The organism is Arthrobacter sp. NPDC093128 (assembly GCF_040683875.1).
Taxonomy (GTDB): Bacteria; Actinomycetota; Actinomycetes; order Actinomycetales; family Micrococcaceae; genus Arthrobacter.
In genome coordinates this window covers 1-20,247 of record NZ_JBFBEY010000001.1, presented here as the reverse complement: position 1 = coordinate 20,247, position 20,247 = coordinate 1, and the positions used below count along the sequence as shown (strand labels likewise).

Below are 20,247 nucleotides of genomic sequence, written 5' to 3'. Positions count from 1 at the left end.
GGCTTGCAATCAGGACTAGTTGCTGAGGTAGGCGAGGAGGTCGTGGCGGGTCAGGATGCCCACCGGGGCGCCGACGAAGGTGACCATGACCGTGTCGACGTCGGAGAGCAGTTCGCGGGCGGCGGAGATGGTCTCCAGCGAACCGATCACGGGCAGCCGCTCCCCCATATGTTCGGAGATCTTGTCCGTCAGCTTCGCCTCGCCGCGGAACAGCTTGGACGTGAGGCTCCGTTCGTCCACGGCGCCCAGCACTTCGCCCATGACCACCGGCGGTTCCTGGGACAGGACCGGGATGTGGGAGACGCCGTACTCGTTCATGATGTTGATGACGTCGCGGACGGTTTCGTTCGGGTGGATGTGCACCAGTTCCGGGAGCTCCCCGGTCTTGGATTTGAGTACCTCACCGACGGAGGATTCCTCGCCGCCGGACAGGAAGCCGTAGGACCGCATCCACTGGTCGTTGAAGATCTTGGCCAGGTAGCCGCGGCCTGAATCGGGCAGGATCACCACCACCACGGCGTCTTCGGGCAGGTCCTTGGCGATCCGCAGCGCGGCAACCACGGCCATGCCGGATGAGCCGCCCACCAGCAGGCCCTCTTCGCGGGCAAGCCTGCGGGTCATCTCGAAGGACTCGGCATCGCTGACGGCAATCACGTCGTCCGGGACGGTTTTGTCGTAGTTGGCCGGCCACATGTCCTCGCCGACACCCTCCACGAAGTAGGGCCGGCCGGTTCCGCCGGAGTAGACAGACCCTTCGGGGTCGGCACCGATGATCCGCACGCGTCCGCCGTCGGCTTCGGGGCGGTTGGCGGAAACTTCCTTGAGGTACCTGCCGGTGCCGGTGATGGTGCCGCCGGTGCCGGCCCCGATCACGCAGTGCGTGATCCGGCCGTCCGTGTCCTGCCAGATCTCGGGTCCGGTGGATTCGTAGTGGCTTCCCGGCGCGGCGGGGTTGGAGAACTGGTCCGGCTTGAACGCGCCCGGGATTTCGCTGACCAGGCGGTCCGACACGCTGTAGTAGCTCTGCGGGCTGTCCGGGGCGACGGCGGTGGGAGTCACCACCACTTCGGCGCCGTATGCCTGCAGGACGGCGCGCTTGTCCTCGCCGACCTTGTCCGGGACCACGAAGATGCAGCGGTAGCCCTTTTGCTGGGCCACGAGGGCCAGGCCGACGCCGGTGTTCCCCGAGGTGGGTTCAATGATGGTTCCGCCGGGCAGGAGTTTGCCGTCCCGTTCCGCTTCCTCGATCATCTTCGCCGCGATGCGGTCCTTGATGGATCCGCCCGGGTTCAGGTATTCCACCTTCGCCAGGATGGTGGCTTTGACACCATCAGTTACGTGGTTGAGTTTGACGAGCGGCGTGTGGCCGATGAGGTCCAGGACGGACTGGGCGTACTTCATAGGTACAAAGTTACCGTCTCGGGCCTGCACCCCTTGCCTCGGCGGCCCGCCCCGCCGGTGCGTGCCGCGCGGGCACAGGCCGGGACGGGTGGGACGATTGGGCGGTGCAGCGGTGGACGATCCCCGTGATGACGGCCAACACCTGCGCGACTGTGCCCATAACCCGGAAGCCCACGTGCCCGGTGCCTCGCGCGGCGCCTACGCGCCGATGTCGTTAGCCGCGGATTCCGGGCTTACGCCCGCTCCCCCTGCCTCGGCGGTCTGCCACAGTCCCAGGACGTTGCCCTCGGTGTCCTTGAAGTAGGCGTAGTAGCCCATTCCGGGAATGGCATCCTTGGGTTTGACCACGGCTCCGCCCAACGATTCGATCCGCGCGAGCGAGGCGTCGATGTCCTCGACATCAACGGTGATGATGGGCGTCTTCAGTTCACCTTCCCTGGCGAAAAGTCCGCCGTTGATGGCCCCAGGTTCCTTGGGCATTCCGGTCTTTTCGTCGGTCGGCGTTGTGGTCACCACGTTGTAGTCCATCTGGGGCATCGGGTTGATGTTCCAGTGGAAGGCCGCCTTGTAGAACTCGGTGGCCCGTCCCTGATCGTCCGCCGGGATTTCAAAATGCACGATTCCAGCCATTTATGCGCTCCTGACAAAATGGGGGTGGAGGGCACGGATTTACCGCGCCACACGCAAATTCTAGTCCCGCAGGCCGGAGCCGATCAGGGCCCTTTGGCCTTGCCTGTCCACCGGGCTGCAGACCCTGCAGGCGACGCCGGGGCGGCATGCCGCTGGGGGCTGTGTCAGCCTTGCGTGGGACGATAGACGTATGACCATCACCGACGTCCCTGCTGGCCTCGCCGCCGCGGCGGACGCCTCGCTGCGGTGGCATCCGGGCGGCCCGTTCAATCTCCTGCAGACCCTCGGCACGCTGATGCGCGGCAACGGTGATCCGGCCTTCGCCTCCCGGCCCGACGGTGTCTGGATGTCATTTACGACGCCGGACGGCCCGGCGACGCTGCGCCTCACCGTTTCCGGGGACCCCCGCGAACCGGACGTGGACGCGCAGGCCTGGGGGCCTGGTGCCGAGGCAGCCATCTCCAGGGCGCCGCGGCTGCTGGGCAGCGGGGACGACTGGTCCGGCTTTGACCGCCCCGAGTTCCAAGCCACGCTCCCCCGGATGGTGGTGGAAGCCCGACGCCGGAACCTGGCCCTGCGGCTCCCGTCCACCGGCCGGATAGTCGATTCCCTGGTGCCTACCATCCTCGAACAAAAAGTCACCGTCATCGAAGCCCGGCGGGGCTACCGCTACCTGATGTACCGCTTCGGCACGGCGGCCCCCGCCGCCGGTACGGCCGCGCCGGCCGGGCTGCTGGTTCAGCCCACTCCTGAGCAGTGGCTGCGGATCCCCTCCTGGGAATGGCACAAGGCCGGCGTGGGACCGCAGCGCTCGGCAACTGTCATGCGGGCCTTGCGTTCCGCCGTCGGCCTGGAACGCCTGGCCGGGCTCACAGCCGCGGAGGCATCCGCCAAGATGCAGACCATCCCCGGCATCGGCATCTGGACCACGGCCGAGGTGGTCCAGCGCACGCACGGCTGCCCGGATTCCATCGCGGTGGGCGACTACCATCTGGCCGCGTACGTGGGCGCCGCGCTGACCGGCCGCCGGACGGACGACGCCGGGATGCTGCGGCTGCTGGCGCCGTGGCAGGGTCACCGGCAACGGGTGGTACGGATGATCGGCCTCAGCGGCTTCCGGAAACCCACGTTCGGCCCGCGCATGACCATCCAGGACCACCGCCGGCACTAGCTCTTGGGCGCGAACGGACACTTGCGGCCCTTATCTTGGGCACACCCGCCCCTCCATCGCGGACCGAAGCTGTCCCTGATCCTGTGGACGCCCCCGCTGGCTGGGTATAACGTGGCGGCATGGCGTCCGGCAGCCAGAACGCCAGTGATCCGCATCCTGGAGCGCGCAGTGATCCACACCCGGAAACTCACCAAGAACTTCACGGCTAAAAAGGAAACGGTCGAGGCCGTCAAGGGCGTCGACATCGACGTCGCTCCGGGCGAACTCGTGGCATTCCTCGGCCCGAACGGCGCCGGCAAGTCCACCACGCTCCGGATGCTGACCACGCTGCTCCGGCCCACCTCTGGCACCGCCATGGTTGCCGGCGTGGACGTCTCGGCGGACCCGGCAGGCGTGCGGGCACGGATCGGCTACATCGGCCAGGGCAACGGCGGCGGCCACAGCTTCAGGGTGATCGACGAAATGATGATGCAGGGCCGTTTCTACGGAATGAACACCGCCGATGCTGCCGCCCGGGCCCAGGAACTCCTGAAGTCCCTCGAGCTGACCGACCTCGCCAAACGCACTGTCATCAAACTTTCCGGCGGGCAGCGGCGCAGGATGGATGTGGCCCTGGGCCTCATGCACTCACCGAGGCTGCTCTTCCTGGACGAGCCCTCCACCGGCATGGACCCGCAGAACCGGGCCAACCTGTGGGAACACATCATGCGGATGCGCGCCGAGCACGGGACCACCATCGTCCTCACCACGCACTACATGGACGAGGCGGATTCCATGTCAGAACGGGTGATTGTCATCGACCACGGCCGGATCATCGCCGACGACACCGCGGCCCGCCTCAAGGCCAACCTGGCCGGCGATCTGCTGGCCGTTGAGGTTGCAGCGGAGTCGGCCCCGGGCGTGCGCGGGCTGCTGGGCCGGGCAGCAGCGGGCGGTGAGGTCCAGGAAAACACGCACGACGGCGTGGTCAGCTTCCGCCTGCGCCTCCCGGAAGGCGCACGGCTGGCGCCCGCGCTGCTCAAGGAAATGGACGATGCCGGCGCTCCCGCCCAGTCCCTGGAACTGAAACCGCCCACCCTGGACGATGTGTTCCTCGAGCTGACCGGACGCAACCTCAGGGAAGGAGCGGACCGCTGATGACTGTCCAGGATGTCCGGGACGTCGCGAAGAAAACCGGCCTGATCCAGGTCCTCCACGACACAAGGTATGTGTTCTGGCGCGAGATGCTGCTGCCGCTGCGGGACCCGTTTTCGCTGATCTTTTCGCTGATCCAGCCTCTCGTCTTCCTGGGCCTCTTCGGCCCGCTCCTCGGCGCCGCTGTGGGATCCCCGGCCTTCGGCGGACAGTCCACTCTGCAGTGGTTCCTGCCCGGCGTCGTGGTCATGATCGCCCTGTTCGGCACGTCCATGACCGGGTCCAACCTGCAGTACGAGCTGATGACCGGCTCCTACGAACGGATCCTGGCCACGCCGCTGTCCCGCTCGTCGCTGATGATCGGGCGGGCACTGAAGGAGTGGGCGCCGCTGGTGGTGCAAGGGCTGCTCATCGCCCTGGTCTGCATCCCGTTCGGCTTCGTCTTCTACCCGCTGCACGTGCTGTTCGGGCTGGTCATCCTGGGCATCTTCGGCATCGGACTCGGTGCGCTCTCCTATGCCCTTGCCCTCGTGTCGCAGAACAAGGAGTGGATCTTCTGGGGAGTGCAGCAGACCCTGCTTTTCCCGCTGATGATCCTGTCCGGCATCATGCTCCCCATTGAAGCCGGTCCGGACTGGATGAAGACCGCAAGCTGGTTCAATCCCCTGACCTACCTGGTCAATGCCGAGCGGGAACTGTTCGCGGGGAACATCGGCAGCGATACACTCCTGGGCCTCCTGGCCGCGTCGGTGACGGCCGCCGTCGGACTGGTGGTTGGTATCCGGGCCATCAACCGCAACATCAGGTAGGGGCCCCGGGCCTTAACTGTCCGTTCGCGCCCAACAGTGGCCCACACAGTGCGAACAGACACTTGCGGCCTTGGGCTTGGACTTTCGGCGGCACGGGGTAGTTCTGCCCATCCCGTCCTCCGCTGCCGTGGCCTAGGCTTCTTCCGAGGCCGCAACAGGATATTGGGGAAACAATGGCAGACATTCATGGGGCGTGGCCGCCCTCGCGTGCCATGTGGCCAGCGGCGGTAGTGCTTGCGCTGCTCGCAATCAGCTCATGTGGCGCCGGCTCCAAGGCAGAACCGACCATCCCTCCCACCTCACTGGAGTCCACCGTGACCACAAACGGCTGCACCGGATCAGGTGCCTACCGGATTGTCCCCTCGGTAAATGGATCGACACCGGCGCTCCCGCATGGAGGGCGAGGAAGGGAGTTCACCCCCCGAGTAGGGCTGGCCGCAACCAAGGCGGACGCTTCGCCCCCGACGGCAAATATTTCCATGGCCGCTGAGGCTCCAGACCCTTCGCCGGTGTTCTTTGATGGCAAGCAGATTGGTTCCGAGGCCGCACTCAACGGCTACACCATCAAGATCACTTCGATCTGCGACAGGGAAGTCCTCTTCGACCTCGTCAAGCAGCCGGAGTAGTCAGAGTCCCAGCCGCGCCACCGCTTCCTTGCGCATTTCCACCTTGCGGATTTTCCCCGAGACGGTCATCGGGAAGCTTTCGCGGACGTCCACGTACCGCGGGATCTTGTAGTGGGCCAGCTGCCCCCGGCAGAACTCGGCGACGGCGGCGGCGTCCAGCGGCTCTGCGCCGGGCTTGAGAATGATGCAGGCCATCAGCTCCTCGCCGTACTTGGCATCCGGGACTCCGATCACCTGCACGTCCTGGACCGAGGGATGGCTGTAGAGGAACTCCTCGATCTCGCGCGGGTAGATGTTCTCCCCGCCGCGGATCACCATGTCCTTGATCCGGCCTTCGATCACCACGTAACCATCGGCGTCCATGCGGGCCAGGTCGCCGGTGTGCATCCAGCCGTCTGCGTCGATCGCTTCGGCGGTCTTGTCCGGCTGGTCCCAATATCCCTGCATCACGCTGTAACCGCGCGTGCACAGCTCGCCGATATCACCGCGCTCCAACACGCTGCCTGTCACCGGGTCCACCACCTGGCTCTCCAGCTGCGGCATGGTCCGCCCCACGGTCTCGGTGCGGTGCTGCATGCTGTCGCCGTCGCGGGTCATGGTGGACACCGGGGACGTTTCCGTCATGCCGTAGCAAATGGCCACATCCCTCATGTTCATCTCCGAGATGACCCGGTTCATCACCTCGATGGGACACAGCGATCCGGCCATAACGCCGGTCCGCAGCGTGGACAGGTCGTAGGACGCGAAGTCCGGCAGTGCCAGCTCGGCAATAAACATGGTGGGCACGCCATACAACGATGTCCCGCCAAAATCCTGGACCGCCTCCAGGGCCGCCGCAGGTGTGAAGGACCGCCCCGGAATGATCGTGGCGGCGCCGTGGCTCAGGGCGTTCAGGTTTCCAATGACCATCCCGAAGCAGTGGTAGAACGGCACCGGGATCACCACGCGGTCGTGTTCCGTATACCCCAGCAGCTCGCCGATGGAATAGCCATTGTTCAGGATGTTGCGGTGGGTGAGCGTGGCGCCTTTGGGGAAGCCGGTGGTGCCCGAGGTGTACTGCAGGTTTATCGGGTCGTGCGGATCCAGCCCCGCCAGGCGGGCCTTCAGGACCGAATGCCCGACGTCGTCTGCCCGCTTGAGCAGCTCGGCGTACGTCAGTTCGGCGTCCGTTTCCGGATCGCCTCCCTGCAGCTGCGGCTGGCCGCCATCCGGGAGGAACACCAGTTCCTTCAGATCAGGGCATTCGGCGAGGGCCTGCCGGGCCATCCCGGTGTAGTCGCTGCTCCGGTCCGACGGCGCAGTGACGAGCATGCGCATGCCGTTCTGCTTCACCACAAACTCCAGCTCGTGGCTCCGGTAAGCCGGATTCACGTTGACCAGGATGGCGCCGATCTTGGCTGTGGCGTACTGCAGGATGGTCCACTCCGCACAGTTGGGGCTCCAGATGCCAATCCGCTCCCCCGTGGCGACGCCGAGGGCGAGCAGCGCGCGGGCCAGCCTGTCGACGTCGTCGTTCAGTTTGGAGTAGCTCCAGCGGCGGGCATCCGCGCCGGGAACCGGAGCAGCCTCGATCAGGGCGTCGTGGAACGGGAACCGGGCCACGATCCGCTCGAAATTCTGTCCGATGGTCTCTTCGAGCAGCGGAACGTCAGTGTCCCCGGCTGTATAAGCGCGCATGCTGGCACGCTACCACTCAGCCCGTGCAAGAGAGGCGCAAGAGAAGCGTAAAACTAGGAAGCCCTACAAAATATTTCGGAACCGGCAAGAGCGGGCCGGTATTGTGAAACGCATGAGTGCACCCATCGACCTGCAGGCAACGTTCATCCCCAACGACGGCGAATTCTTCCGCGTGAAGCTCGCCCTCGAAATCGCGATCGACGAGGTGGTCAGCGAGCCCGGCTGCATCCGGTACGAACTGACCGAGGCCACCGAGGACAAGCTGGTGCTCACCGAACAGTGGGCTTCCGAAGAAGACCTTGACAAGCATTCCAAGGGCACCGCCGTCCAGGACCTGAACGAATCGCTGAGCGCCCTTCTGGCCGAGCCCGTCCAGCTCGAACGGCTGTAGTCCCGCCGCTTTCCGGACAAACAACGCGGGGTCACTCCGCCCGTACGAACCATGGTTCGTGGGCGGAAGTGACCCCGCGTTGGAGTTTAAATGCTGCGTTCAGCGGTGGAGCCTCAGGCGATTGACGCCCGGCGGAAGCCTAGGCTTCCGGAATCTGGGTGCCGTCCTGCTTGCCGGCCGCAGCCGCTGCCTCAGCCTGCGAACGGGCTACATGCGCGTGGACTTCTTCCATGTCCAGTGCCTTGACCGCGTCCACCACCTGTTCCAGCTGCTGGGCGTTCAGCGCGCCGGGCTGGGAGAACACCAGCACCTTTTCGCGGAAAGCCATCAGCGTGGGGATGGACGTGATGCCTGCTTCGGCCGCCAACTGCTGCTGCGCTTCGGTGTCCACCTTGGTGAAGACGACGTCCGGGTGCTTCTCGGAAACGGCGGAATACGTCGGTCCAAACTGCTTGCAGGGACCACACCATTCGGCCCAGAAATCAACGAGGACGATGTCGTTGTTCTCGACGGTTGTTGCGAACTGTTCACCTGTAATGTCTACGGTAGCCATGGGTCAACGGTACGCGAGCCGCCCGGGGATGTCCCATGCGTTTCGCTATTGGCACACCTCCGCCGCTTCAGCCCGGCCGCCGGGACCTATGGCCCTTACCGGGTGTTAAACAGGCGTTTAACATCTTGAACATGCGTTCAGCAGCAGCGGACCCACGCGGGGACGACCGCAGCACCAGGGCGCGGATCAGGGACGCTGCCATCGGGCTCTTTGGCAGCACCGGCTTCGCACTCACCACCGTCCGCGCCGTTGCAACGGCCGCGGGCGTCAGTCCGGGGCTGGTCATCCATCACTTCGGCAGCAAGGCCGGCCTGCGTCTGGCCTGCGACGACTTCGTCATCGCGGACGTGGCACGGCGCGGCCAGGAAAAGGCGGATCCGGCCGGCGCCCGCGAGCTCCTCGAGGATTACCTTGCGGACCCCGGGCAGCACGACGACGAAATCGCCTACATCCGGCAGGCGCTCAGCGACCAGTCGGAGGCCGGCGAGCGCCTGTTCGATGCACTGGTGCGGCAAACAGCGCAGCTGATGGAAACCGGCGTGGCCCACGGCACCGTCCGCGCCTTCAGCGATCCGCACGCCGCCGCCGTCGTGATCGCTTCCAATAGCCTGGCCATCCTGGTGCTTGGCAGGCACATCGCCAGATCGCTGGGGACGACGGGACTCGGCGCCGACACGGTGCGCCGGCTGACTGTGCCGTCGCTGGAGCTCTACACGTACGGGTTCTACACCGGCACCGGTTTCCTGGACGCTGCACGGTCCGCGATGGGGGCCTCCGGGCCGTTGAACAGGGAGGAAGATCGATGAGCCAGGCGATAGTCGTTCAGTCACTGACCAAGAAATTCGGCAGCCGGGAGGTGCTGCACGGCATCGACTTCACGGTGGAACGCGGAACCGTGTTCGGCGTAATCGGACCCAACGGTGCCGGCAAGACCACCACCATGCGCTGCCTGCTGGACATCATCAGGCCATCCTCCGGGAGTTCCCTGGTGCTGGGCGAGGACCCCCGGCGGGCGGGACCGGAGCTTCGTCGCCGGATCGGATATCTTCCCGGCGAACTGTTCCTGGAAGGCCGGATCACGGGCCGCAAACTCCTGTCCCATTACGAGGCCATCAGCGGCCCGGTGAAGCGCGGCCACATCGATGCGCTGGCGGAGCGGCTTGACCTCGACCTGGACCGGCACACCCGCAAGCTGTCGAAAGGCAACCGGCAGAAACTGGGGCTCGTACAGGCATTTATGCACGACCCGGAGCTGCTGGTGCTGGATGAGCCCACCAGCGGCCTGGATCCCCTCGTGCAGCAGGAATTCCTGGCCATGGTGAAGGAGTCCCGGAACAGGGGGCAGACCATCTTCCTCAGCTCCCATGTACTTAGCGAAGTCCAGCAGGCCGCGGATGAGGTCGCCATCCTGCGCGACGGCCACATCGTCACCGTGGCCTCGGTGGCAAGGCTCCGGGAAAGCGCGGTGCGGCATGTCCGGCTCAGCGCCACCGGGATCTCCGCGGACGACGCCGGCGCGATGCTCCGCCGGGTCCCCGGCATCGCCCGGCTTGAGGTGCTGGACTCGGGCGACGGCGTCGAGCTCTCAGCCACCCTTGAAGGCGCCATCCAGCCGCTGCTCCACGTGCTTTCCGGGCTGCAGCTGACCGACCTGGTGCTCGAGGAACCCGACCTGGAGGAATCAGTGCTCAAGATGTACGGAAGTCTGGCCGGCAACGGGGTACGGCCGTGAAGACGACCCTTCCCCTGTTCACCAGGGCCTTCGTGGACTCCTGGCGATCGACCCTCGGCTGGGCGGCCGGACTGGCCTTTGCCGTCTTCCTCTACCTGCCGCTCTACCCTTCCATCGGCGGCAGCGCCGAAATGCAGAACATGATCGACGCCCTGCCGCCGGAGATGACCAAGGCCCTGAATTACGATCAGATCGCCACGGGTCCGGGCTACACCCAGGCCACGCTCTTTGGCCTGATCGGCTTCATGCTGATGACTATCGCCTCGGTGGCATGGGGCGCGGCAGCAGTGGGCGGCGACGAGGAATCGGGTCAGCTGGAACTTACGCTGGCGCACGGCGTCACACGCGTCCAGGTGGTCCTGGAGCGTGCCCTGGCCCTGGTCCTTCGCGTGATCTTGCTGTCCGCCCTGGTGTTTGTCCTGGTGCGCCTGCTTAATGACTCGGCCCGGCTGGACATCATGCCGGAAAACCTGTTCGGTGCCGCCGTGCTGTTCGCCGGACTGTCGCTGCTCACCGGAACCGCCGCCCTCTTCGCCGGCACGTTGACGGGCCGCCGGACGTATGGACTTGCTGCCGGCGCTGCAGTGGGCGTGCTGGGCTACGTCTTCAACGCCGTGGGGCGGCAGAGCAAGGACGTCGAATGGCTCCTGGGACTCTCCCCGTATCACTGGGCCTACGGAAACTCCCCGGTGGCCAGTGGGGCGGACTGGGCGGCCGCCGGCTGGCTGTGGGGCCTCTCAGTGGCACTGGTCCTGCTCAGCGCAGTGGCGCTGGACAGGCGCGACGTCGGCGCGTAGCGGCAGGTGCCCAGGCGTCCGGCGTGTAGGCGCGGTTTCAGCGGCGCCGCGGCATCTCAGTGCCAGTGGTTCGGCGCGGGACGGCGGGCTCCGGGCAGTGCATTGGTTTCGCGCCACTCGTGGATCCACTCCGGCAGTTCCAGCCCCGCCGGGGGCTCACCGAATTCAGCGAAGATCTCATCCTGACTGACGGGCTTCCCCTTACTGACAAGACGGGTGGCGATGTGCGCCCGTGCATAGATTTCCCCGTCCGCCACCATGCGCTGCTCGAAGTAGATGGCCTTGGTGTCGAGGCCGATGATCCGCGACTCGATGGTGTACTGCTGCCACAGCTGTAGGGACTTGCGGAAGGCGATGGTCTCCCCTGCGGCCACGGGCGTCCAGCCCCGCCGGCGCATCTTTCGCCAGGTCCCGCTACGTGCCATCAGATCAAAACGGCCCAGGTCCATCAGCGAGAAGTACATCCCGTTGTTGACGTGCATGGCGATGTCTATGTCCGTGGGCAGGACGCGAAGCGGCAGGGAGGATGTGTCCCAGATGCTCAGGGGCGGCCGGCGCGAGGAAGTGAACAGGAGCAGGAGGGTTCGCAAAAGCAGGTGCATGCAACCATGTTACCCATGAGTAACATCGGGACCAAGAGATCGGGACCAAGAGGCGGCGCCGTAGGATTTCCCCCATGACACAGCAACGCTACAGGGACATAGCCGAGTGGCCGCTGATGGGGACAGCCCTGGTGTTCCTGGCAGCTTATGCCTGGCAGGTGATCGGCCACATCGAAGGGCGGCAGGCCGAGGTCCTGGAAGGGATCATGTGGATCACCTGGGCGATCTTCGCCGCAGACTATGCCGCCAACCTGTGGCTCGCGGAGAACCGGAAACACTGGTTCATCCTCAACCTGCACGAGCTGCTCATCGTTGCCCTACCGTTCTTCCGGCCGCTGCGGCTTCTCCGGCTGGTGACGCTGCTCTCCGTGCTGCACCGCACCGTGGGTGAAACCCTCCGCGGCCGCGTGGTCACCTACGTGGCCGGCTCCGCGGTCCTGCTGGTCTTCGTGGGCGCACTGGCCGTCCTGGACGTCGAACAAAACGCTCCCGACGCCAAAATCCTCACCTTCGGCGACGCCGCTTGGTGGGCCATCACCACCATCACCACAGTGGGATACGGCGACCTCTTTCCGGTCACGCCGATCGGCCGGATGGTCGCGTCGGCTCTGATGATGAGCGGCATCGCGGTGCTGGGTGTGGTCACGGCGTCCATCGCATCGTGGCTGGTGCAGCGGGTGGAAGAGAACACCGAAGCGGCCGTGGAAGCTGCTGAAGTTCCGGTCCGCGCCGAGGTCCGGGAGCTGCTGGTGGAGGTTGCCGCCCTGCGCCGGGAATTGGCGGAACTGCACAGCGAGCGCGAGCTGTAGAACCGCCGCCAACCGACCGCATTCAATGAAAAGGTAGCCGCCCGGACTTTACATCCGGACGGCTACCTTTTGCTGTCTATTGCCTTGGAATAAATCCAGACGGCTGAATTAGTTCGTTATGCGATATTGCCGCAAAACCGGGAATTGTCCAGCTCTAAAACTAATTAGCCAGCATTCGCAATGCGCACGTGTTCTGTGCTCATCGTGCCCACGGCAGGGCATTCACGGACCGCATACTCACCCCAGGCCAAGTACCAGTCCATCCGCAAGCGAGTGTCCCCGCCGTCGAACAAAAAACGTCATTGGGTATGTCCCGCCAATGTGCGGGTGTTATGCGTAAAGATTCGGGTAATGCCCACTCGTGCGGCAAATACTCCCCATTCATAGACTCGATATTCCTAGGGCAAGCAGCATTCCGGAATTTCACATGGCCACCGAAGTGGGCATGGGTCTAATCATTCGGGCTTCCGCAATTCTTCGTCAATTCGGCAGCTCACTTCATGCGTCTTCACGCAACGGGCTGCCCTTTGTGCGGTCCGGGGCCGGCGCACCACCGCCCTGGGGCCCGCTGTGCTGTTGACCCCCAAGGGCATTGACTCTCGGGGGGAACCGATGGATCAAAACGAGCTTAACCAGGAGGACAGATCACCTGTCCCCACACCTGCACAAGGCCGCGGCACAAATACCAGGCTGAAGATCATGCTGGCCGCGGGAGTCGTGGTGACGGCGATTGCCGTGACCGCCATAAGCTTCTCCGGCGCCACGCACACGTCCCAGGTCAGCGAAGCCCAGGCCGTGACGGCTGCGGTGCCTGCGGCCGAAAACTCCGCAGACGCCTCTGCCACGGCTGGCGCCGGCACGCCGGAGGCGGCTGTTGCTGCCGTTCCGGAAGCCGCGCCACAGCAGGCACCGGCTGCCGAACCGGCGCCCGCCGTGCAGGCGCCCGGACCGGCGCCGGCACCCGCACCCGTACCCGCCCCGGCACCCGAGGCGTCCAACACGTACACGGTGGTTGCCGGGGACACGGTGGGGGCGATCGCTGCACGCTTTGGCGTCGACATGAACGCCATGCTTGCGGCCAACGGGCTGGGCTTGTACTCGCCGATCGTGCCGGGCCAGGTCCTGAAGCTGACAGGCCCCGCCGTTGCCGCCGTGGCCGCGGCCCCCGCGGCAGCGGCACCGGCACCAGCCCCCGCTCCAGCACAGGCACCGGCTCCGGCTCCCGCCCCTGCGGTCCGGACAATCTATGTCGCGGGCGCGGGTGGCCAGGGGATGGTGGACGCTTGCATCGGCCCCATTCACTTCACGCCCACAGATGCCTATGCCCTCTTCATCACGGAGCACGATTTCTGCGGCGGGTGGGCACGGTTCTCCGGGATCGGCATCGGCGAGACCGTCGTCATTCCCGGCTACGGAACCTACACCGTCAGCGGGCGGGGGCAGGTGCCGAACCCCGGTACAACCAACAATGTATCAGCGGTTTTCGGAGGCTTTCCGCGGGTGATCCTGCAGACCTGCATCCCGGGGACCAACCAGATGCTGGTGATAGGCCTCAACTGATTTCCTAGGCTTGTCCGCGGTTCCGAGCCTTGAGGGCCAGGGACCGCGGACAAGCTCGGGCCGGGACGCGAAAACGTAGCGGAAACAGAAAAGTCTCCGGAACCTGACGGTTCCGGAGACTTTTCCAAGGGTGGCAGATGAGGGATTCGAACCCCCGTAGGCGTTGCCAGCTGATTTACAGTCAGCCCCCTTTGGCCGCTCGGGTAATCTGCCGAACTTCAAAAGAAGATCACTCGCGGCTTCCATGTTCGGAACGGCTGTTTCCATCCGTTCCGCTTTCAGCAACCGCGGGCAAGACAACTTTACAGAACTTCTGCCGAAGAATCGAATCGAGCCTCAAGGGGCCCCGAATTCCCCGGAATTCCGCGGAAAATCAGGCTTCACCGAGAATGCGTCCGGCCAGTTTCGCCTCGAACTTTGTGGCCTGCTCCTCCGTGATCTGGTTCAGCTGCACTGCCCGCATCAGGTCCGAGTGCACACCGTCCATTCGGGAAGAGGCATCTGCCACGGGGCTAAGGATGATGGACGCGGCCACCGCAGCGGCTGCTACGGACGTCGCCGCCGTGGCGATGGTTGTGGCTGCGGCTGCAGTTGAGCGGGTGACATAACGGACGGCCTTCTGGTGCATGTGCTTTCCTTCCGGGGCAACTCTTCCAACACCTTCAACTCTGGGGGCCAAGGCTTCGTTCCCGCCCTGCGTTCGCTATGAGGAAACTGTGAATCGCCCGGAACGATTCCATTCGAACGTTGTTCGGGACGCGGCCTTCACTTGGACGCCATCCGTACTAGGCTGGAATGCAGACAACACCGCCCTTCAAGGGGTATCGGGACGATCAGCAGGAGGACAGTTATGGCAGGCGAATCCACATTCGACGTCGTCAGCAAGGTAGACAAGCAGGAAGTTGCAAATGCGCTAAACCAGGCGCAGAAGGAACTGGCCCAGCGGTATGACTTCAAGGGCGTCGGCGCCGAGGTCGATTTCAGCGGTGAGAAGATCCTGATGAAGGCGAATTCGGAAGAGCGCGTGCTCGCCGTCCTGGACGTGCTGCAGTCCAAGCTCATCCGCCGCGGGATCTCCCTGAAGTCCCTCGACACGGGCGAGCCCTACGCGTCCGGCAAGGAGTTCCGCCTTGAGGCTTCCATCAAGGAAGGCATCGAGCAGGACCTGGCCAAGAAGATTAACAAGCTGATCCGCGACGAGGGCCCCAAGGGCGTCAAATCCCAGATCCAGGGCGACGAACTCCGTGTCTCGTCCAAGTCCCGCGATGACCTGCAGGCCGTCATGGCACTGCTGAAGGATTTTGACGAGGCCGACCTGCAGTTCGTGAACTTCCGCAGCTAGCCCCGCCGTCGTTTTCGACGCGAAGGAATCCTGACGCTGCACAAAGAGGCCGGCGCCACCCGGAGACGGGCCGCGCCGGCCTCTTCGCGCGTCGAAAGGCACGATACGCCCCACCGTGGAAGAAAGTACGACGGCGGCGCTCAGCTGAGCGGGCGGCCCGCCATCAGTTCCAGCCGGGCGATGCGGTCCTGCATCGGCGGGTGCGTGGAGAACATCTTGCTCAGCCCGCCGCCGCGGAACGGGTTGGCGATCATCAGGTGCGACGCGTTCACCAGCTTCTGGTCCTGGGGCAGCGGCACCATCTGCACACCCTGATGGATCTTGCGCAGGGCTGAGGCGAGCGCCAGCGGATCGCCCGTGAGCTCGGAACCGTCCTCGTCGGCGTCGTACTCCCTGGTCCGGGAAATGGCCGACTGGATCACGGTCGCCGCGAGCGGGGCCAGCAGCGCCATCGCGATCATCGCGAGCGGGTTCGAATTGCGCCGGTCGCCGCCGCCGAAGAACAGCAGCATCTGCCCCACCGAGGTGATCACGCCGGCTACGGCCGCGGCCACGGATGAGGTGAGGATGTCCCGGTTGTAGACGTGCATGAGCTCATGGCCGAGCACTCCGCGCAGTTCACGGACGGACAACAGCCGCAGGATGCCTTCGGTGCAGCAGACGGCGGCGTTCTGCGGGTTCCTTCCCGTGGCAAAGGCATTCGGCGCGGGCGTGGGCGAGACGTAGATCCGGGGCATGGGCTGGTTGGCCCGGGCCGAGAGCTCCCGGACAGTCTGGTAGAGCTGCGGGGCCTGCTCCTCGGTGACGGGGTAGGCCTGCATGGACCGGAGCGCGATCTTGTCGCTGTTCCAGTACCCGTAAGCCGTGGTGCCCACACCCACCAGCGCCATGATCCAGATGGGGGTGGCGCTGCGCATGCTGCTGCCGATCACGGCACCGAGCCCCAGGAGCACCGCCCAGAGCACCCCGAACAGCGCCGCGGTCTTGAGCCCGTTGTGGTGATTATGCACTGTGCCTCCTCGCGAAGTTCCTGCCCTGTTGCAATGACTGCGGGGCGGTCCCTATGGAACGGGATTCCGCGCGTCGTACTTCAAAAAACCCGACTGCCAGCGTGCCAGCGCCCATGCCACAGCGATGCACAGGAGGCCGCCCAGCAGCAAAACCCAACCTTCACTCAAAAGTTTAGTGCCGCCGCCGGCCAGCATGTCCCCTATCCTCGGACCGCCCGCAACCACAACCACAAACACGCCCTGGAGACGCCCCCGAAGGTGGTCGGGCGTGGCCGCCTGGAGGATGGTGGTGCGGAAAACGGCGCTCACGGAATCGGAGATGCCGGCGAGTGCACAGCACAGCGCGGCGGGCAGCAGCCACAGCGTGACGCTGGCCTCCCCCGAGCGCCCGGCCAGGACCACCACCAGCCCGAAACCGGCAATGGACGCACCCCAGCCCATGACGGACCACACCACGGCGCTGCCTTGCCGGCGGACGCCTCCCAGCGGTCCGGAGAACAGGCCGGCCAGGAAGGCACCGATTGCAGTGGATGCCAGGAGGATGCCCACCGTGGCCTCGCCGCCGCCGATCATCACCGCACCGATGGCCGGCATCAGGGCCCGGGGCTGCGCGAAGATCATGGCCACCAGGTCGATCACGAATGTCATGCGGAGGTTCGGGCGTGTGCCCAGGAATCGGAACCCCTCCACCACGGAACGCAGCCCCGCGCGGTGGGCTTCCTTGCCCGGCGGCATCGGCGGAAGCTTCAGCAGGGCCCAGAAGGCAAACACGAAGCTCGCCACGTCCAGCGTGTACGTCCAGCCGAACCCCACCCACGCCACCAGCACGCCGGCCAGGAGAGGACCGGCAGTCATGGCCAGGCCGAAGCTGATCATGCTCAGGGCGTTGGCCGCGGGGAGCAGCTCCTTGCGGACCAGCATGGGGATGATGGCGCTCCGGGCGGGCTGGTTGATGGCCTGCGCGCCGCTCTGCACGGCAACCAGCACGTACAGCAGCCACACGTTCCCCACCTCCAGCCAGGCCTGCAGCGCCAGCGCGGCCGTGGTCAGCCACAGCACGGTAGTGGCCAGGAGCGCCACCCTGCGGCGGTCATGGGCATCGGCGATGGACCCGCCCAGCAGGCCCCCCAGCACCAGGGGAACCAGCGCGAAAATACTCAGCAGCCCGACGTAGAGGCTGTCCTGCGTCAGCCGGTAGACCTCCAGGCTGACCGCCACCAGGGTGAGCTGGCTGCCGAGGTTGGAGACGGCTGATCCCAGCCACAGCCGGCGGAAGTCCGGACTCTCGCGCAACGGAGTGATGTCGGCCAGCAATTTACCCACCGGGCAACTCTAGCCGCGGGCACCGACGGAACCGGGCCATACGCCACCGGCACCCCGACAGTGACCCCGGCAGGGCCCCGAATAGTGGTGCTGACCTTGATAGTCTCAGGCGGGGAAACACAACAGCGAACGGAGTGCGCATGGAGTTGTCCAGACGGCTGCTTTTCGGCTCTGCGGTGTGGGAAGTCACCCGGCCGCGCACGCCGCTGACTTCCGGCCACCTGATGATCCGCCTCAGCAATCCCGCGACGGCCCTCGACCACCGGTCGGCCGCCGACTGGCTGCTCTGCCACAACGCTGCCCGCAATGCACTGGCCGACGTCCTGGGGGCGGACACCTGCACGCTGCTTTTTGCGCACCGCTGGCATGCGCTCGGTGCCTCGATCGGCGAACCGGCCGCGGAGTCATCCACCCCCACGTTCCACCTGTTCGGCCGCTGGGACGGCGAACCGGTCACCCCTGCCGAACAGCTCGCCTTACCCGCGCAGCGCCGCCGGCCGGTGCCGGACCAGGATCTGGACAGGCACGACGTCGGGCTACGCACCGCGCTGCTGGCGGCGGCAACTGCCGCCCGGCTCAGCGCCCCTGACGGCACCGGCCCCCGCGGCGACGGACCGAACGGAGCGGTACCGCTGCCCGCCATCCGCACCTGGGCGCCGGCGACCCCTGCCGGGACGCACCACACGGTCCTGGCTCCGGAGCGGAGCATCGGGTCCGTGGAGGACGTCACCCCGCCGGAACTCCTTGCCCTGGCCGCGGCGTTGGAAGCCCTGGCGCTGCGGCAGGCCGTCACGGGCCTCAGCTGCATGGTGCCGGACACTGCCGTCACGGGCGGGCGACTGGAACTGCATGCGCTGGGCCGCTCCGCCGGCGAGGCCGTCAACCCGTTTGAAATGGTGCTGCGTTCTCCGGAGATTAGCCTAGCCTTATTGTGATTCAGTCATAATAAGTGCTTCAATGGGGCTATGACAGTTCACGAGGCCGGCCAGGACGCATGGGCAGCTGCCCTGCGCGCCCACGGCCGCCGGGTGACCAAACAGCGGCTGGCGGTTCTCACCGCCGTCGAACACCACCCGCACTCGCCGGCCGAAAGCATCCTTGCCGCCGCGCGTGAGGAACTCCCCGAACTGACCGCACAGTCCGTCTACGTGGTCCTTGGCGACCTCACGGACCTCCAGATGCTGCGCCGGTTCGAACCTCCCCATTCCCCCGCGCTGTACGAGACACGGGTAGGCGACAACCACCACCACGCCGTGTGCATCAGCTGCGGACGGGTGGAGGACGTGGACTGCGCCGTCGGCCATGCGCCCTGCCTCACCCCGCACTGGGATGCGGACGCCAAGCCGATGACCATCCAGATCGCTGACGTCATGTACCAGGGCATCTGCCAGGACTGTCAGCGCACCCAAAAGCTACCCGCCGAACGAAACTAAGCAAGAAACCCAACCAAAAGGAGAAAGATGACTCAGAACATCTCTGCGCCCGCTGTGTCCACCACGCAGTCCGGTGCTCCCGTCACTTCCGACGCTCACTCGAAGGCTGTCGGCGCTGACGGCGCCATCATCCTGACCGACCATTACCTGATCGAAAAGCTCGCACAGTTCAACCGTGAGCGTGTCCCGGAGCGCGTTGTGCACGCCAAGGGCGGCGGAGCGTTCGGCAAGTTCACCACCAGCGAGGACATTTCCAAGTACACCAAGGCCGCTTTCCTGCAGCCGGGTGTCGAGACCGAAATGCTGATCCGCTTCTCCTCGGTCGCCGGCGAGAACGGCTCCCCCGACACCTGGCGGGACCCCCGCGGTTTCGCCGTGAAGTTCTACACCTCCGAGGGCAACTACGACCTCGTGGGCAACAACACCCCCGTCTTCTTCATCCGCGACGGCATCAAGTTCCCGGACTTCATCCACTCCCAGAAGCGCCTCCCGGGCACCCACCTGCGTGACGCGGACATGCAGTGGGATTTCTGGACCCTCTCCCCCGAGTCCGCACACCAGGTCACCTGGCTCATGGGTGACCGAGGCCTGCCGGCTTCCTGGCGCGAAATGCAGGGCTACGGCTCGCACACCTACCAGTGGATCAACGCCGAGGGCGAGCGCTTCTGGGTCAAGTACCACTTCAAGTCCAACCAGGGCGTCAAGACCATCAGCGGTGACCGGGCTGAAGAGCTGGCCGGTTCGGACGCGGACTTCTACATCCGCGACCTGGCCGAGAACATCGCTGCCGGCAACTTCCCGTCCTGGGACCTGCACGTCCAGGTCATGCCGTACGAGGATGCCAAGACCTACCGCTTCAACCCGTTCGACCTGACCAAGGTGTGGCCGAAGGCTGACTACCCGCTGATCAAGGTGGGCACCATGGAGCTGAACCGGAACCCGGAGAACTACTTCGCGCAGATCGAGCAGGCCACCTTCGCGCCGTCGAACTTCGTTCCGGGCATCGCCGCGTCCCCGGACAAGATGCTGCAGGCCCGCATCTTCTCCTACGCTGACGCCCACCGCTACCGCGTGGGCACCAACCACGCCCAGATCCCGGTGAACCAGCCCAGGAACCAGGTCAACAACTACAGCCAGGACGGCGCCGGGCGTTACCACTTCAACGCCCCCTCCGTCCCGGTCTACGCCCCCAACTCGGTCGGCGGCCCCGCCGCGGTGGAGCCCCAGGACCCGGCAGGCGGCTGGGA

Annotated in this window: 22 protein-coding genes and 1 tRNA gene; 14 read left to right on the top strand and 9 right to left on the bottom strand. The window is 65.6% G+C overall.

Features of this window, described 5'->3' with window-relative positions; genetic code table 11:
- Positions 1–15: 15 nt before the first annotated feature.
- Positions 16–1,401 carry a cystathionine beta-synthase gene (locus AB0N24_RS00115; protein WP_364118841.1) on the bottom strand — a complete coding sequence of 462 codons (1,386 nt, stop codon included), beginning with the start codon at positions 1,399–1,401 and terminating at the stop codon, positions 16–18.
- A 198-nt stretch (positions 1,402–1,599) separates the two neighbouring features.
- Complete coding sequence (locus AB0N24_RS00110) at positions 1,600–2,031, bottom strand: VOC family protein (protein ID WP_364118838.1); 432 nt, start codon at positions 2,029–2,031, stop codon at positions 1,600–1,602.
- A gap of 190 nt (positions 2,032–2,221) precedes the next feature.
- On the opposite strand from AB0N24_RS00110, the gene AB0N24_RS00105 reads away from it, so the two are divergent.
- The 4 genes from AB0N24_RS00105 to AB0N24_RS00090 all read left to right on the top strand — a co-directional run bounded on the left by AB0N24_RS00105 (position 2,222) and on the right by AB0N24_RS00090 (position 5,771).
- Positions 2,222–3,202: a 3-methyladenine DNA glycosylase gene (locus AB0N24_RS00105; protein ID WP_364118835.1), complete on the top strand. Its 981-nt coding sequence runs from the start codon at positions 2,222–2,224 to the stop codon at positions 3,200–3,202.
- 168 nt (positions 3,203–3,370) lie between these two features.
- Entirely contained in the window at positions 3,371–4,339 is a 969-nt protein-coding gene (locus tag AB0N24_RS00100) for an ATP-binding cassette domain-containing protein (protein ID WP_364119688.1), read from the top strand.
- Positions 4,339–5,145, top strand: a complete 807-nt coding sequence (locus AB0N24_RS00095) for an ABC transporter permease (protein WP_364118832.1) — start codon at positions 4,339–4,341, stop codon at positions 5,143–5,145. Before AB0N24_RS00100 ends, AB0N24_RS00095 begins: the two co-directional genes overlap by 1 nt.
- Positions 5,146–5,459: 314 nt before the next feature.
- A complete protein-coding gene (locus tag AB0N24_RS00090) occupies positions 5,460–5,771 on the top strand; it encodes a hypothetical protein (protein ID WP_364118830.1) in 312 nt (103 codons plus the stop codon).
- On the opposite strand, the gene AB0N24_RS00085 is transcribed toward AB0N24_RS00090, so the two are convergent.
- Positions 5,772–7,448: an AMP-binding protein gene (locus AB0N24_RS00085; protein ID WP_364118827.1), complete on the bottom strand. Its 1,677-nt coding sequence runs from the start codon at positions 7,446–7,448 to the stop codon at positions 5,772–5,774. It lies immediately after the preceding gene.
- 112 nt (positions 7,449–7,560) lie between these two features.
- Between AB0N24_RS00085 and AB0N24_RS00080 the strand changes: the two genes are divergently transcribed.
- On the top strand, positions 7,561–7,839 hold the full coding sequence (locus AB0N24_RS00080; RefSeq protein WP_364118824.1) for an antibiotic biosynthesis monooxygenase: 279 nt from the start codon (positions 7,561–7,563) through the stop codon (positions 7,837–7,839).
- Positions 7,840–7,978: 139 nt separating this feature from the next.
- Here AB0N24_RS00080 and trxA read toward each other — a convergent pair whose 3' ends face one another.
- A complete protein-coding gene (trxA, locus tag AB0N24_RS00075) occupies positions 7,979–8,392 on the bottom strand; it encodes a thioredoxin (protein ID WP_104171953.1) in 414 nt (137 codons plus the stop codon).
- Positions 8,393–8,523: 131 nt separating this feature from the next.
- Here trxA and AB0N24_RS00070 point away from each other — a divergent pair, with 131 nt between their 5' ends.
- The 3 genes from AB0N24_RS00070 to AB0N24_RS00060 are packed head-to-tail and all read left to right on the top strand — an operon-like array spanning position 8,524 to position 10,921.
- On the top strand, positions 8,524–9,198 hold the full coding sequence (locus tag AB0N24_RS00070; protein WP_364118821.1) for a TetR family transcriptional regulator: 675 nt from the start codon (positions 8,524–8,526) through the stop codon (positions 9,196–9,198).
- Positions 9,195–10,124, top strand: coding sequence for an ABC transporter ATP-binding protein (locus AB0N24_RS00065; protein ID WP_364118819.1), 930 nt, complete (start codon positions 9,195–9,197; stop codon positions 10,122–10,124). The genes AB0N24_RS00070 and AB0N24_RS00065 overlap by 4 nt, the downstream gene beginning before the upstream one ends.
- A complete protein-coding gene (locus AB0N24_RS00060; protein WP_364118817.1) occupies positions 10,121–10,921 on the top strand; it encodes an ABC transporter permease subunit in 801 nt (266 codons plus the stop codon). Before AB0N24_RS00065 ends, AB0N24_RS00060 begins: the two co-directional genes overlap by 4 nt.
- Positions 10,922–10,977: 56 nt before the next feature.
- Here AB0N24_RS00060 and AB0N24_RS00055 read toward each other — a convergent pair whose 3' ends face one another.
- Positions 10,978–11,523: an acyl-CoA thioesterase gene (locus AB0N24_RS00055; protein WP_364118814.1), complete on the bottom strand. Its 546-nt coding sequence runs from the start codon at positions 11,521–11,523 to the stop codon at positions 10,978–10,980.
- Between the two features lie 74 nt (positions 11,524–11,597).
- Here AB0N24_RS00055 and AB0N24_RS00050 point away from each other — a divergent pair, with 74 nt between their 5' ends.
- A complete protein-coding gene (locus AB0N24_RS00050) occupies positions 11,598–12,332 on the top strand; it encodes a potassium channel family protein (protein WP_364118811.1) in 735 nt (244 codons plus the stop codon).
- A 612-nt stretch (positions 12,333–12,944) separates the two neighbouring features.
- Complete coding sequence (locus AB0N24_RS00045) at positions 12,945–13,892, top strand: LysM domain-containing protein (protein WP_364118807.1); 948 nt, start codon at positions 12,945–12,947, stop codon at positions 13,890–13,892.
- A 131-nt stretch (positions 13,893–14,023) separates the two neighbouring features.
- Here the strand turns inward: AB0N24_RS00045 and AB0N24_RS00040 are convergent.
- Positions 14,024–14,105, bottom strand: a tRNA-Tyr gene (locus AB0N24_RS00040).
- A gap of 160 nt (positions 14,106–14,265) precedes the next feature.
- The gene (locus AB0N24_RS00035; protein WP_364118804.1) at positions 14,266–14,520 is read right to left on the bottom strand and encodes a hypothetical protein; all 255 of its coding nucleotides are present in this window, start codon (positions 14,518–14,520) and stop codon (positions 14,266–14,268) included.
- 222 nt (positions 14,521–14,742) lie between these two features.
- Between AB0N24_RS00035 and AB0N24_RS00030 the strand changes: the two genes are divergently transcribed.
- Positions 14,743–15,234, top strand: coding sequence for a YajQ family cyclic di-GMP-binding protein (locus AB0N24_RS00030; protein WP_364118801.1), 492 nt, complete (start codon positions 14,743–14,745; stop codon positions 15,232–15,234).
- A 140-nt stretch (positions 15,235–15,374) separates the two neighbouring features.
- Here the strand turns inward: AB0N24_RS00030 and htpX are convergent, their stop codons facing one another.
- On the bottom strand, positions 15,375–16,244 hold the full coding sequence (htpX, locus tag AB0N24_RS00025; protein ID WP_364118798.1) for a zinc metalloprotease HtpX: 870 nt from the start codon (positions 16,242–16,244) through the stop codon (positions 15,375–15,377).
- Positions 16,245–16,295: 51 nt separating this feature from the next.
- Positions 16,296–17,567: an MFS transporter gene (locus AB0N24_RS00020; RefSeq protein WP_364118794.1), complete on the bottom strand. Its 1,272-nt coding sequence runs from the start codon at positions 17,565–17,567 to the stop codon at positions 16,296–16,298.
- Positions 17,568–17,707: 140 nt separating this feature from the next.
- Between AB0N24_RS00020 and AB0N24_RS00015 the strand changes: the two genes are divergently transcribed.
- The 3 genes from AB0N24_RS00015 to AB0N24_RS00005 form a co-directional block, all read left to right on the top strand.
- Entirely contained in the window at positions 17,708–18,502 is a 795-nt protein-coding gene (locus tag AB0N24_RS00015) for a hypothetical protein (protein ID WP_364118791.1), read from the top strand.
- A gap of 30 nt (positions 18,503–18,532) precedes the next feature.
- On the top strand, positions 18,533–19,000 hold the full coding sequence (locus tag AB0N24_RS00010) for a Fur family transcriptional regulator (RefSeq protein ID WP_364118788.1): 468 nt from the start codon (positions 18,533–18,535) through the stop codon (positions 18,998–19,000).
- A 27-nt stretch (positions 19,001–19,027) separates the two neighbouring features.
- Positions 19,028–20,247, top strand: a 1,220-nt coding sequence (locus tag AB0N24_RS00005; protein ID WP_364118785.1) for a catalase, incomplete at its 3' end; no start/stop codon positions are given.

Coding starts and splice junctions, on each gene's coding strand:
- trxA (WP_104171953.1), bottom strand. CDS start 8,392: ATGGCTACCGTAGACATTACAGGTGAACAGTTCGCAACAACCGTCGAG.
- AB0N24_RS00055 (WP_364118814.1), bottom strand. CDS start 11,523: ATGCACCTGCTTTTGCGAACCCTCCTGCTCCTGTTCACTTCCTCGCGC.
- AB0N24_RS00110 (WP_364118838.1), bottom strand. CDS start 2,031: ATGGCTGGAATCGTGCATTTTGAAATCCCGGCGGACGATCAGGGACGG.
- AB0N24_RS00085 (WP_364118827.1), bottom strand. CDS start 7,448: ATGCGCGCTTATACAGCCGGGGACACTGACGTTCCGCTGCTCGAAGAG.
- AB0N24_RS00080 (WP_364118824.1), top strand. CDS start 7,561: ATGAGTGCACCCATCGACCTGCAGGCAACGTTCATCCCCAACGACGGC.
- AB0N24_RS00095 (WP_364118832.1), top strand. CDS start 4,339: ATGACTGTCCAGGATGTCCGGGACGTCGCGAAGAAAACCGGCCTGATC.
- AB0N24_RS00065 (WP_364118819.1), top strand. CDS start 9,195: ATGAGCCAGGCGATAGTCGTTCAGTCACTGACCAAGAAATTCGGCAGC.
- AB0N24_RS00030 (WP_364118801.1), top strand. CDS start 14,743: ATGGCAGGCGAATCCACATTCGACGTCGTCAGCAAGGTAGACAAGCAG.
- AB0N24_RS00050 (WP_364118811.1), top strand. CDS start 11,598: ATGACACAGCAACGCTACAGGGACATAGCCGAGTGGCCGCTGATGGGG.
- AB0N24_RS00035 (WP_364118804.1), bottom strand. CDS start 14,520: ATGCACCAGAAGGCCGTCCGTTATGTCACCCGCTCAACTGCAGCCGCA.
- AB0N24_RS00015 (WP_364118791.1), top strand. CDS start 17,708: ATGGAGTTGTCCAGACGGCTGCTTTTCGGCTCTGCGGTGTGGGAAGTC.
- AB0N24_RS00045 (WP_364118807.1), top strand. CDS start 12,945: ATGGATCAAAACGAGCTTAACCAGGAGGACAGATCACCTGTCCCCACA.
- AB0N24_RS00010 (WP_364118788.1), top strand. CDS start 18,533: ATGACAGTTCACGAGGCCGGCCAGGACGCATGGGCAGCTGCCCTGCGC.
- AB0N24_RS00105 (WP_364118835.1), top strand. CDS start 2,222: ATGACCATCACCGACGTCCCTGCTGGCCTCGCCGCCGCGGCGGACGCC.
- AB0N24_RS00070 (WP_364118821.1), top strand. CDS start 8,524: ATGCGTTCAGCAGCAGCGGACCCACGCGGGGACGACCGCAGCACCAGG.
- AB0N24_RS00115 (WP_364118841.1), bottom strand. CDS start 1,401: ATGAAGTACGCCCAGTCCGTCCTGGACCTCATCGGCCACACGCCGCTC.